Here is an 11,877-nt window from a genome sequence, read left to right as displayed (position 1 = left end):
GGGCTGTCGTCGGGCGTCGACCCGACTGCGGGTGGCGCATGATCTCCGGCGGCAGGACCTCCGGCCGCGTGCGATCGCCGTGATGCGCGCGAACCCGCGCCCGCGCTCCCCCCATGGGAGGAGCACGGGCGGAACGTGGTCTGGGGCCGGAGCCCCCCCTGCGGCCCCGACCTCATGCCGACGCACATGGCCCGCCCCACGAACACGCGGGGCGGGCCATGTCATGCCGGTCCGGGTGCGGCCGGGCCTCAGGCGAGGCCGAGGTCCGCGAGACCGTACGCCGCGCGGTAGGGGACGTCCGCCTCGGCCTGGATGCGTTCGGCGGCCCCGGAGGACCGATCGGCGATGACCGCGACGGCGACGACCTCGGCACCGGCCTCCCGGCACGCCTCGACCGCGGTGAGCGGGGATCCGCCGGTGGTCGAGGTGTCCTCCACGACGAGCACCCGGCGACCCGTGATCGACGGCCCCTCGATGCGTTGCTGCAGACCGTGAGCCTTCTCCGCCTTGCGGACGACGAAGGCGTCGAGACGCGCACCGTCGGCCGCAGCGGCGTGGAGCATGGCGGTGGCGACGGGGTCGGCGCCCATCGTGAGGCCCCCGACGGCGTCGAAGTCGAGGTCGGTCGTCAGCTCGCGCATGACCTTCCCGACGAGCGGGGCGGCCTCGCCGTCGAGGGTGATGCGGCGCAGGTCGACGTAGTAGTCGGCCTCCTTGCCGGAGGAGAGGGTGACCTTGCCGTGGACGACGGCCTTGTCCTTGATGAGCTCGAGCAGCTGGTCGCGTGCGGTCATGGGCTCAGACTAGGTCAGCACCCAGGGGAGGCGTCATCGCCCGTTTCGCTCGCGCGAGGGGCCCTCGGAACCCATCATCGCCGCGGACAGCCGCCTCACCGCCCCACGCGGCAGCACGCCTGTGATCATCTCGGCGCTGCGGTAGAACGCGCCCGGCGTGGAGATCACCTTGCCGGCGCGGACGTCGCGCAGGCAGTCGCGCACGAGGCGGTCGGAGTCGAGCCACATGAATCCGGGCACGTCCTCCATGCCGGCCCCCATACGGGAGTGGAACTCCGTGTGCGTGTAGCCCGGACACAGGGCCGTGATGCCGACGCCACTGCCGGCCAGGTCGATCGCGAGCGACTGGGTGAGCGTGGTGACGAACGACTTGCACGCGGAGTAGCTGCCCATGGTCACGTAGGAGGCGACCGAGGAGACGTTGACGATGTGCCCACGACCCCGCGCCCGCATCGCCCGTCCGGCGGCGTGGGTGAGGACGAGCACCGACTCGCAGAGCACGGCGAGCTGGCGCTGCTCGTCGGCGACGTCGGAGTTGAAGAACGACGTCTTGAGCCCGAAACCGGCGTTGTTGACGAGCAGGTCGACCGCGCGGTCGCCCTGCTCCCCCAGGCGCGCGGCGACGGCGTCGCGGCCCTCGTCGGTGGAGAGGTCGGCGGGCAGCACCTCGGTGGCCACGCCGTAGGAGGACTCCAGCTCGCGGGCGAGATCGTCGAGACGGGTGCGGTCGCGCGCGACGAGGACGACGTCGTGGCCCGTGCGGGCGAGTTCGCGGCAGAAGGACCGGCCGATCCCGGCGCTGGCCCCGGTGACGAGTGCGATGGTCATGCCGCGAGCCTAGGCCCGCCCGCTGACCACCCGCGCGCTGTCCGGACGACCCGGCGTGGCACGACGTTGCCCTCGCCCGTGATCGCGTCGGGGTCACCGTCGTCGCGGGGACGGGATCGATCGCGGTGCCCGGCGGGCGGGGTCAGCGCACCGTGAAGGTCGTCCGTACGGTGCCGGTGCCACCCGTCGTGATCTCGTAGGCGGGAATCCGACTGCCGGCACTGGGATAGTTCCACCCGGCCACGGGACGGGTGCGGCCGCGCGAGATGTCGACGACGGCGCCGTCGGTGACGAGACGCAGCGTACGCCCCGCATGATCGCGGAAGACGAGGTTCCGGGGGCGCCTGGTGACGAGACGCCACCCCGGGTCGAGGTGCCATGACTGCCGCAGCGCCGTCCGCCTCGGGTAGGTGTCGGAGACGGTGAGCGTCGCGCTCGGGTGATCGACCCGGACGTCGCGGGTGTGGGCGACGCCGTGTTCCCGGTCGAGGACCCGCCACGTGTGGGTTCGGCCCTTGGTCGAGGCGGACCGCACCGCGGCGGTCGCGCGAGGGTTGGCCCGCCCCCTCGTCGGCCACGCGACGTTGTGGGAGTGCGCCTGACGGGCGTAGGCGGCATAGGAGTTGCGCCAGTCGTAGCCGTAGTAGCCGGGTCCGACGAGCACCCGCGTGCCGCGGGCCGACCAGGTCACCCCGCCCTTGTCGGGATGCCCGTGCGCGAACCGGGCGGGTCCGTACCGCACCGTGTAGTACGTGGTCTTCGGGTCGGTCCACGACCATCTGCCCACGGCGATCCCGGCCTCGTTGTCGCGGAAGACGCCGGGCCTCTCCCTGCCGACCGGTTTCCATCCGGGGTTGCGGGGGGTGTCGCCGATCTGCACGAGATCACCGTCGGGTTCGGTGAGCCACCGACCGACGGCCATCGAGCGCTCCGTCTGCGCGAGGATCGCGCGCACGGCGGGGTCGGCGGAGGCGCCCTTCGCCATCCGTTCACCTGCCGACCGCCACATCATCGTGTTGACGAGGTGGTACCAGGCCGACTGCTCGTACGACGTCCCCGCCTTCGTGAACGCCATGCCGGCCTCGCGGCGCATGCGAGCCTCGGCCGCACGCACCCAATCCTCCCGTCCGACGATCTCACCGGCGGCGCGGATGTTGACGTTCGCCATGAGCCCGTGGTTGTGCACGGGATGGTTCGGCGGGCCGTAGTAGCGAGGCCCGAACAGGAGACGCACCTCGGTGGCCATCCGCGACGTGAGCCGCGGGTCCCCGGTGACGATCGAGAGACAGGTGAGGACGTGCAGGCGCCGCAGCGATGTGCCCTCGTCCCATCCGAGCGCGTTCGACCCACGATCGGGATGCTGGACGTAGAACTTGTCGGCCTGCGCGACGAGCGCGGCGAGCTGGGCGTCCTGGCGGTCGTCGAAGGCCCGCTTCGCCAGCGGCTTCATCCAGTCGAGGCCGTAGAAGCTCAGCTGCCACGTCGGGTCGGAGGAGGCGGGCCGTGACCAGGCGCTCGCCGGGATGCGCCCGACGGTGAACGGACGGGTGGGCGGCACTCTCACCGTCATCGGCTTCCCATTGCGGACGGGCTCGGAGGCCGGTGCACCGCATCGGGCGTCCGCCCACTGCCGCTGCGCGACGGAACGTTGGGGGGTCGTCCTGTCGGCGGCGACGCTGCTGACTGCGGGCGCGGCGAGGGGGAGGACGAGCGCGGCAGCGGCGGTGACGACGCTTGCGCTGACCGGTCCGAGGGGGCGGCGAGGGAAGGTGGGCATGACAGCTCCTGGCTCGGCGTCCCCTCTTGATCGGCCGCCGGCGCAGGAACTTGAGTAATTCGTTCATTCCCAACGCATTTCGAGGCACGTCGGAGGTGGCGACTAGGGTGGCTGCGTGCGTATCGCGACCTGGAACTGCAACTCCGTCCGCAGCCGAGCCGAGCGGGCCGTGGGCGTCCTGCAACGTCATGACCTCGACGTTCTCGCGCTGCAGGAGACCAAGTGCAAGGACGCCCAGTTCCCCCTGCAGGTGTTCGAGGACGCCGGATACGAGGTCGCCTTCCACGGTCTCAACCAGTGGAACGGTGTCGCGATCGTCAGCCGGGTCGGGTTGGCGGACGTGGAGATCGGCTTCGAGGGGATGCCGCGCTGGGGTGAGCCCGACGCGGTCGCCGAGGCCCGCGCGATCGGGGCGACGTGCGCCGGGGTGCGCATCTGGTCGCTGTACATCCCCAACGGCCGCAGCCTCGAGGATCGGCACTACGCCTACAAGCTCGACTGGCTCGCCTCCCTGCGCGACACCGCAGCCGGGTGGCTCGCCGCGGACCCCGCCGCTCAGGTATGCCTCATGGGCGACTGGAACGTCGCGCCGCGCGACGAGGACGTGTGGGATCCGGGGTTCTTCGTCGGGAAGACCCACGTGTCAGCCCCGGAGCGCGCCGCGTTCCAGGCCGTCGTCGACGCCGGATTCGCCGATGTCGTGCGACCCCACACCGAGGGACAGTTCACGTACTGGGACTACACGCAGCTCCGCTTTCCCAAGAAGCAGGGCATGCGCATCGACTTCGCCCTCGCCTCCCCCACCCTCGCCGCGCGTGTCGACGGCGCGGCCATCGACCGTGAGGAACGCAAGGGCAAGGGCGCGAGCGACCACGCCCCGGTCCTCGTCTCACTCTCGGACTGACCCCCTCCGCACCCCACGTCACCCCCAGCCGGACCGGATGATGTCATCGACGACGTCACCGGCCTCGGGGTGTGCGGGCTCGGGGTGCGCGGGCGGACGGTCGAGGGGGCGTCTAGAGTGGTGGGACGACGCGGGGTGCGCCCGAGGAGGCGCTGAGATCACACCCGTCGAACCTGCCTAGGTCGTGCTAGCGAAGGGACGTCGCATGAATGCCCCACCCCTGCCTCCCGCAGGGATCTCCCCCACCGACCTCGCGGACGCTCTCGCGCGGCTACGGGGCCAGTCTCCGCTCGTGCAGTCGCTGACGAACATCGTCGTCGCCCCGTGGACGGCGAACGTGCTCCTCGCAGCCGGGGCCGCGCCCGCGATGGTCGACAACCCCCACGAGGCGGGGATCTTCGCGCAGGTCGCGAGCGGTGTGCTCGTCAACACGGGCACCCCGTACGACGACACGACGCAGGCCATGAAGGCCGCCGTGGACGGATGCCGGGAGTCCGGGACGCCGTGGGTGCTCGACCCGGTCGCCGCGGGCGGTCTCCCGTGGCGCACGAAGACCGCGCGGGACCTCCTCACGCAACACCCGGCGACGATCATCCGCGGGAACGCGTCGGAGATCTCCGGGCTGCTCGGTGGTGGAGGTGGGCGCGGCGTCGATTCGGCCGACACCCCCGAGGCCGTTCTCGAGCAGGCCCGCACCCTCGCCGAGCAGCACGGATGCGTCGTCGCGGTCTCCGGCCCGGTCGACCACGTCACCGACGGCGCCGTGCTCACGCGCGTCCACAACGGCCACGAGCTCATGACGCGCGTCACCGGCGTGGGCTGTGCGCTCGGTGCGCTCATGGCCGCCTACGCGGCGGTGACGCGGCCCCTCACCGCGGCCACGGCCGCGACCGCGCACCTCACCGTGGCCGCCGACCGCGCCGCCACGGAGTGTCGTGGCCCCGGATCGTTCGCCGTCGCCCTCCTCGACCACCTCGCGCTCCTCACCCCTGACGACCTCGCGGAGGCGGTGCGTCTGTCGTGAGCCGCCCGGCCTGCGACCTCACCCTCTATCTCGTCACCGACACCGCGATGTGCGGCGGGCCCCACCGTGTCGCCGACGTCGCTCGGGCCGCCGTCGACGGGGGCGCGACCCTGGTCCAGGTGCGCGACCCACGGTGCGACGACACCGAGTTCGTCACGATGGCCCGCTCCGTCGTCGACGCGCTCGACGGAACGGGAGTCCCCGTCCTCCTCAACGACCGGGTCCACCTCGTCGAGGCGGCGGGCGCCGAGGGCGCGCATGTCGGGCAGACCGACCTCGATCCGGTCACCGCCCGGGACCTCCTCGGGCCGGACCGCCTCCTCGGGCTGTCGTGCCAGACCCTCGCCCACGTCGAGGCCGCGCACGCCCTGCCCACCGGGACGCTCGATCACCTCGGCCTCGGGCCGGTGTTCGACCAGACGACCAAACCCGATGCCGCCACGGCCTCGGGCCTCGCCGCGCTCGCCGACCTCGTCGCCGCGAGTCCATGGCCGTGCGTCGCGATCGGCGGCATCACGATCGACCGCATCGGGATGCTTGCCGCGACCGGGGTGGACGGCGCCGCCGTCGTCAGTGCGATCTGCGCCGCCCCCGACCCGCGCGAGGCCGCCGCCGCCCTGCTCACCCGCTGGAAGGACGCACGATGACCACACCCGCGACCACCCCACCCAAGGCCCTGTCCATCGCCGGTTCCGACCCCTCGGGCGGGGCTGGCATCCAGGCCGACCTCAAGGCGTTCAGCGCCCTGGGCGCCTACGGCATGTGTGTGATCACGGCGCTCACCGCGCAGTCGACGCGCGGGGTGGATGGGGTCCACCCGATTCCGGCGGCGTTCGTCACCGATCAGCTCAACACGCTCTACGACGACATCCGGCCCGATGCCGTCAAGATCGGGATGCTCGCCGACACGGAGGTCACCGCCGCCGTCCGCGCGTTCCTCGAGAGGCTGCGCGCCGACGAGGGCAGGGCCGAACTGCCGATCGTCCTCGACCCCGTGATGGTCGCGACGAGCGGCGACCGGCTGCTGTCCGACGACGCGGTCGACGCCGTGCGCGACCTCGTGCCGCTCGCGAGCCTCATCACGCCGAACCTTGCCGAGGCCGGCGTCCTCCTCGACCGCGATCCGGCGACCTCCGTCTCCGGGATGCACGAGCAGGCCCACCGACTGCGTGATCTCGGAGCGCGGCGGGTGTACCTCAAGGGTGGGCATCTCACCGACGACGCCATCGACGTCCTCCTCGACGGCGACGACGTCCAGGAACTCACCGCCACCCGGGTGGACACGCCGAACACCCACGGCACCGGATGCTCGTTGTCCTCCGCGCTCGCCGCGCTCCGCCCGCAACGCCCCGACTGGGGCACGACCGCCCACGACGCCAAGGCCTGGCTCACGGGCGCCCTCGAGCGCGCCGACGAGCTGCACGTCGGCCACGGTCACGGTCCCGTCCACCACTTCCACGCCCTCTGGAGCTGACATGTCCTTCTCGACCGACACCTGGGAGCGCTCGCTGCCGATCCGCCGGGCCATCGACGACCTCCCGTTCGTCCGCGGCCTCGCCGACGGCAGCCTCGACCGCGAGCGATTCGTCTACTACATGGCGCAGGACGCGCTCTACCTCGCCGACTACGGTCGGGTTCTCGCGACACTCGCCGGCCAGGCGACCGATCCCGACGAGCTGCTGTTCTGGGCGGAGGACGCCAAGACGACCCTCGTCGTCGAGCGAGAACTCCACGGCGCACACGTCGAGGACTTCGCCGCGTTCACCCGCTCGCCCACGTGCCTCGCGTACACGTCGTACCTGCAGTCGCTCACGACCCAGGGCTCCTACGCCGTCGCCGTCGCGGGCGTGCTGCCCTGCTTCTGGATCTACGCCGACGTGGGAGAGCACCTCCTCGAACAGGCGGCGCCGTTGGACAGGCACCCCTACGGTGACTGGATCGGCATGTACTCGGATCCGGCGTTCGCCGAATCGGTCGAGAAGGCCAAGGCCGTCGCCGACCGGTGCGCCGAGGAGGCCTCGGCCTCGACCGTCGAGCGGATGCACGTCGCCTACGAGACGGCCTCGAAGTTCGAGTGGATGTTCTGGGACGCGGCCTGGCGCACGGAGACCTGGCCGATCTGAGCGCCTCGCCGCAACCCCGGATGACGACGCTCCGATGGCTGTCAAGGGGTGGGGTGGCCAGGGACAGGCCGATCCGGAGGGACGAGGAGGGGGCCGCGGTGGGATGTCCCACCACGGCCCCCTTCGGTGCGATCGGCCGGCGGCGTCGCCTCAGTCCTCGATCTCGCCGGCGGCGTGACGCTGGAGGTAGCTCTTCGTCTCTCGGATGACGACGCCGGAGAGCAGGAGCACCCCGATGAGGTTGGGAATGGCCATGAGCCCGTTGAGCGTGTCGGCGATGTCCCACACGACCTTGAGGCTGCCGACGGATCCGGCGAGGACGGCCGCGACGAAGACGACGCGGTAGATCCAGATCGCGGTCTTGACCTGGGAGGTGCGCCGGAAGAGGAACTCCAGGCTCTTCTCGCCGTAGTAGGACCAGCCGAGGATCGTCGAGTAGGCGAACATCGCGAGGCCGACGGTGAGGGCCATGCCACCGGCCGTGCCGGGCAGCCCGTGGTTGAACGCGGCGATCGTCAGCGCGGGGCCCTCGTGCTCGGAGCGCCACACGCCGGTGGTGACGATGACGAGCGCGGTCATCGTGCAGATGACGATCGTGTCGACGAACACCTCGAAGATGCCCCAGAGGCCCTGTTCGACGGGCTCACGCGTGTTGGCGGCCGCGTGAGCGATCGGAGCCGAGCCGAGGCCGGCCTCGTTGGAGAACACGCCGCGGGCGATCCCCATCCGGATCGCGTTCGCGATGGTGTATCCGGCGGCGCCGCCGAGGGCGGAGGACGGGTTGAACGCGGCCTCGACGATGAGGACGAGGGAGGGGATGAGCTCGGAGGCGTTGAGGACGAGCAGCACGATCGACATGGCGATGAAGAAGACGGCCATGAACGGCACGAGCTTCTCGGTGACTCGGGCGATGCTCTTGATGCCGCCGAGGATGACGACCGCGGTGAGCACGACGAGAACGATCCCGGTGATGAGGCGGTCGACGCCGAAACTGGATTCGACCGCTCCGGCGATGGAGTTGGCCTGGGTCATGTTGCCGATGCCGAAGGTGGCGAGGGTCGCGAAGATCGCGAACAGGTAGGCCAGCCACGGCTGCTTGAGGCCGTTGGCGATGTAGTACATCGGTCCACCGACGTAGCGGCCCTCGGCGTTGACCTCGCGGTACTTGAGGGCGAGGACGATCTCGCCGTACTTCGTCATCATTCCGAAGAAGGCGCTGATCCACATCCAGAACACGGCTCCCGGCCCGCCGAGGCTGATGGCGGTGGCGACGCCCACGACGTTGCCGGTGCCGACGGTGCTGGCGAGAGCGGTGGAGACGGCCTGGAAGCCGCTGATGTTCTCGGAGTCGGCCTGACGACTGCGGCGGGTGAGGACGCGGCCGATGGTGTTTCGCATGGCGAAGCCGAATCGGCGCACCTGGAAGAAGCCCGTCCGCACCGAGAGGTACACACCCGTGCCCACGAGGACCACGAGCATGACCGGTCCCCACACGAACCCGTTGACGGCCTTGTTGGCGTCGAGGAAGCCCTCGAGGAAGTCCTGCATCCACCCGTCCCTTTGATCGTCGGCGCACACGACGGGTGGCCCGGCCTCGGAGCGGCACACGCGGGGCCACCGCCCAGGGGATTCTGTCAGCGCCACCGAGGCGAAGGGGCCTGACCCGCAGGTCGACCGGCCGACTGTGAGCGCTCTCACCGACATAGGAGTGCGCCCCGCCCGTCGATGGGACGGGCGGGGCGCACCGCCGGGAGACGGGGCGTCAGTCCTCGACGACCTCCGCGTCGACGATGTCCTCCTCGGCGTCGGCCGGGGCGGACTCGGAGGTCGGGACAGATTCCGCGCCGGTGAGGACGAGCTGGTCCTCGAGCAGGTCGACGTCGACCGTGACCCTCTGACCGTCGCGCACCTCCCCCGCGAGCAGCGCCTTGGCCAGCCGGTCCCCGATCTCCTTCTGCACGAGCCGGCGCAGCGGGCGGGCACCGTAGGCCGGGTCGTAGCCGGTCATCGAGAGCCACTCGCGGGCACCGTCGGTGACCTCGAGGGTGATGCGCCGGTCGCCGAGTCGACGACCCAGCGCGTCGACCTGCAGGTCGACGATGCGCGACAGCTCGTCGGTCGACAGCGGGTCGAAGATCACCGTCTCGTCGAGGCGGTTGAGGAACTCCGGTTTGAACGCGACCCGCACCGCCGCCATGACGGCCTCCCGCTTGGCCTCGGACGTGAGGGTCTCGTCGATGAGGAACTGGCTGCCGAGGTTGGAGGTCATCACGAGGATGACGTTGCGGAAGTCGACCGTGCGGCCCTGGCCGTCGGTGAGGCGACCGTCGTCGAGCACCTGCAGGAGGATGTCGAAGGTCTCGGGGTGGGCCTTCTCGACCTCGTCGAGGAGCACGACGGAGTACGGGCGTCGACGCACGGCCTCGGTGAGCTGGCCGCCCTCGTCGTAGCCGACGTAGCCGGGAGGCGCGCCGATGAGCCGAGCGACCGCGTGCCGCTCGCTGTACTCGCTCATGTCGATGCGCACCATGGCGCGCTCGTCGTCGAAGAGGAAGTCGGCGAGCGACTTGGCGAGTTCGGTCTTGCCGACGCCGGTGGGGCCGAGGAACAGGAAGCTGCCCGTCGGGCGGTCGGGGTCGGCGATCCCGGCCCGACTGCGCCGCACGGCGTCGCTCACCGCTCGCACCGCCTCACCCTGCCCGACGAGGCGCGCACCGAGGTACTCCTCCATGTGGAGCAGCTTCTCGGTCTCCCCCTCGAGCAGGCGCCCGGCGGGGATGCCCGTCCAGCTGGAGATGACGTCGGCGATGTCGTCGGCGCCGACCTCCTCCTTGACCATCGGGTCGGCCGCGACCGCCGCGTCCTCGGCCGCACTGGCGGCGTCGATCTCCTTCTCGAGCGCGGGGATCTCCCCGTAGAGGATCTTCGACGCCTCGGCGAAGTCGCCCTCGCGCTGGAGCCGCTCGGACGTGCTGCGCAGCTCGTCGAGACGGGCCTTGAGGTCACCGACGCGGTTGAGTCCGGCCTTCTCGGCCTCCCATCGTGCGGTGAGGGCGGCGAGTTCCTCCTGCCGGTCGGCGAGGTCGGCCTGGAGCCGGTCGAGGCGGTCGAGGGAGGCCTCGTCGGTCTCGCGGGAGAGGTGCAGCTCCTCCATCTTGAGCCGGTCGACCTGGCGACGGAGGACGTCGATCTCGACGGGGCTGGAGTCGATCTCCATGCGCAGCCGGGAGGCGGCCTCGTCGACGAGGTCGATGGCCTTGTCGGGGAGCTGGCGCGCCTGGATGTACCGGTCCGACATCGACGCGGCCGCGACGAGCGCCGAGTCGGCGATCGCGACCTTGTGGTGCGCCTCGTAACGCTCCTTGAGGCCGCGGAGGATCGCGATCGTGTCCTCGACGCTGGGCTCGCCGACGAACACCTGCTGGAACCGGCGCTCGAGCGCGGCGTCCTTCTCGATGTACTTGCGGTACTCGTCGAGGGTCGTCGCGCCGACGAGCCGCAGCTCACCGCGGGCGAGCAGGGGCTTGAGCATGTTGCCCGCGTCCATCGCGCCCTCACTGCCACCGCCGGCGCCCACCATCGTGTGCAGCTCGTCGATGAACGTGATGACCTTGCCCTCGGCCTGGCGGATCTCGGTGAGCACGGCCTTGAGCCGCTCCTCGAACTCGCCGCGGTACTTCGCGCCCGCGACCATCGCCGAGAGGTCGAGCGCGATGAGCCGCTTGTCACGCAGGGACTCGGGCACGTCGCCCGCGACGATGCGCTGGGCGAGACCCTCGACGACGGCGGTCTTGCCGACCCCGGGCTCGCCGATGAGCACGGGGTTGTTCTTCGTGCGCCGCGAGAGCACCTGGATGACGCGGCGGATCTCGGAGTCACGCCCGATGACCGGGTCGAGCTTGCCCTCGCGGGCGGCGAGGGTGAGGTCGGTGCCGTACTTCTGCAGGGCGTTGAACTGGTCCTCGGGGTCCTCCGAGGTGACCTTGCCCCCGCCGCGCATCTGCGGGACGAGCCGGTCGATGGCCTCGGCGTCGAGCCCGAACTCGCCCGTGCGGGCGAGCGCGAGGAGAAGGTGGTCGGTGGAGACGTAGGTGTCCCCCATCGCCTCCATGACCTGCCGCGCCTGCTCGAGCACGCTCTGCGCGCCACGGGACAGCGTCGGCGAGGTCACCGTGGAGCCGGAGACGGTGGGCAGCTGCGCGAGCTTGGCGTCGGCGGCGCGACGGGCGGCGAGCATCGAGCTGCCGGAGGCGTCGAGCAGCGGACCGGTGGTGGTGTCGGCCTGGTCGGTGAGGGCCTTGAGCAGGTGGGCCGCCTCGACGTGGGCGTGCCCGTCCGCGGCGGCGGTACGCACGGCCGTCGAGAAGGCGTCCTGCGCCTTCGTGGTGAGCTGAAGAGACATCCGGGCCCTCCTCATGGGCGTGAAT

General features: G+C 71.1%; 10 protein-coding genes and 1 riboswitch. Of the genes, 5 read left to right on the top strand and 5 right to left on the bottom strand.

Going from position 1 to position 11,877, the window contains the following annotated elements; all coding sequences use genetic code 11:
- Window positions 1-248: 248 nt before the first annotated feature.
- The 3 genes from pyrE to RT054_RS07420 form a co-directional block, all read right to left on the bottom strand.
- Window positions 249-794: an orotate phosphoribosyltransferase gene (gene pyrE / locus RT054_RS07430; protein ID WP_313022845.1), complete on the bottom strand. Its 546-nt coding sequence runs from the start codon at window positions 792-794 to the stop codon at window positions 249-251.
- A 33-nt stretch (window positions 795-827) separates the two neighbouring features.
- Window positions 828-1,622, bottom strand: coding sequence for an SDR family oxidoreductase (locus RT054_RS07425; protein ID WP_313022843.1), 795 nt, complete (start codon window positions 1,620-1,622; stop codon window positions 828-830).
- Between the two features lie 142 nt (window positions 1,623-1,764).
- Window positions 1,765-3,399 carry a heparinase II/III family protein gene (locus RT054_RS07420; RefSeq protein WP_313022840.1) on the bottom strand — a complete coding sequence of 545 codons (1,635 nt, stop codon included), beginning with the start codon at window positions 3,397-3,399 and terminating at the stop codon, window positions 1,765-1,767.
- A 115-nt stretch (window positions 3,400-3,514) separates the two neighbouring features.
- Between RT054_RS07420 and RT054_RS07415 the strand changes: the two genes are divergently transcribed.
- The 5 genes from RT054_RS07415 to RT054_RS07395 all read left to right on the top strand — a co-directional run bounded on the left by RT054_RS07415 (window position 3,515) and on the right by RT054_RS07395 (window position 7,450).
- The gene (locus RT054_RS07415; protein WP_312718703.1) at window positions 3,515-4,303 is read left to right on the top strand and encodes an exodeoxyribonuclease III; all 789 of its coding nucleotides are present in this window, start codon (window positions 3,515-3,517) and stop codon (window positions 4,301-4,303) included.
- 121 nt (window positions 4,304-4,424) lie between these two features.
- Window positions 4,425-4,519, top strand: a riboswitch (TPP riboswitch).
- On the top strand, window positions 4,509-5,327 hold the full coding sequence (gene thiM, locus RT054_RS07410) for a hydroxyethylthiazole kinase (RefSeq protein WP_313022836.1): 819 nt from the start codon (window positions 4,509-4,511) through the stop codon (window positions 5,325-5,327). It overlaps the preceding riboswitch by 11 nt.
- On the top strand, window positions 5,324-5,974 hold the full coding sequence (gene thiE, locus RT054_RS07405; protein ID WP_313022832.1) for a thiamine phosphate synthase: 651 nt from the start codon (window positions 5,324-5,326) through the stop codon (window positions 5,972-5,974). The genes thiM and thiE overlap by 4 nt, the downstream gene beginning before the upstream one ends.
- Window positions 5,971-6,801 (top strand): bifunctional hydroxymethylpyrimidine kinase/phosphomethylpyrimidine kinase, encoded by an 831-nt coding sequence (gene thiD / locus RT054_RS07400; RefSeq protein WP_313022830.1) that lies wholly within the window; start codon window positions 5,971-5,973, stop codon window positions 6,799-6,801. The genes thiE and thiD overlap by 4 nt, the downstream gene beginning before the upstream one ends.
- A gap of 1 nt (window position 6,802) precedes the next feature.
- Window positions 6,803-7,450 (top strand): TenA family protein, encoded by a 648-nt coding sequence (locus RT054_RS07395; RefSeq protein WP_313022828.1) that lies wholly within the window; start codon window positions 6,803-6,805, stop codon window positions 7,448-7,450.
- Window positions 7,451-7,600: 150 nt separating this feature from the next.
- Here RT054_RS07395 and RT054_RS07390 read toward each other — a convergent pair whose 3' ends face one another.
- Together RT054_RS07390 and clpB are read right to left on the bottom strand one after the other, a co-directional pair.
- Window positions 7,601-8,998: a sodium:alanine symporter family protein gene (locus RT054_RS07390; RefSeq protein WP_313022827.1), complete on the bottom strand. Its 1,398-nt coding sequence runs from the start codon at window positions 8,996-8,998 to the stop codon at window positions 7,601-7,603.
- Window positions 8,999-9,212: 214 nt separating this feature from the next.
- Window positions 9,213-11,852: an ATP-dependent chaperone ClpB gene (gene clpB / locus RT054_RS07385; RefSeq protein ID WP_312718712.1), complete on the bottom strand. Its 2,640-nt coding sequence runs from the start codon at window positions 11,850-11,852 to the stop codon at window positions 9,213-9,215.
- Between the last annotated feature and the right edge of the window lie 25 nt (window positions 11,853-11,877).

Source organism: Mobilicoccus sp. (genome assembly GCF_032060985.1).
Classification (GTDB): Bacteria; Actinomycetota; Actinomycetes; order Actinomycetales; family Dermatophilaceae; genus Mobilicoccus.
The sequence above is the reverse complement of the archived record's forward strand: the minus strand, read 5'-3'. Positions and strand labels throughout refer to the sequence as shown.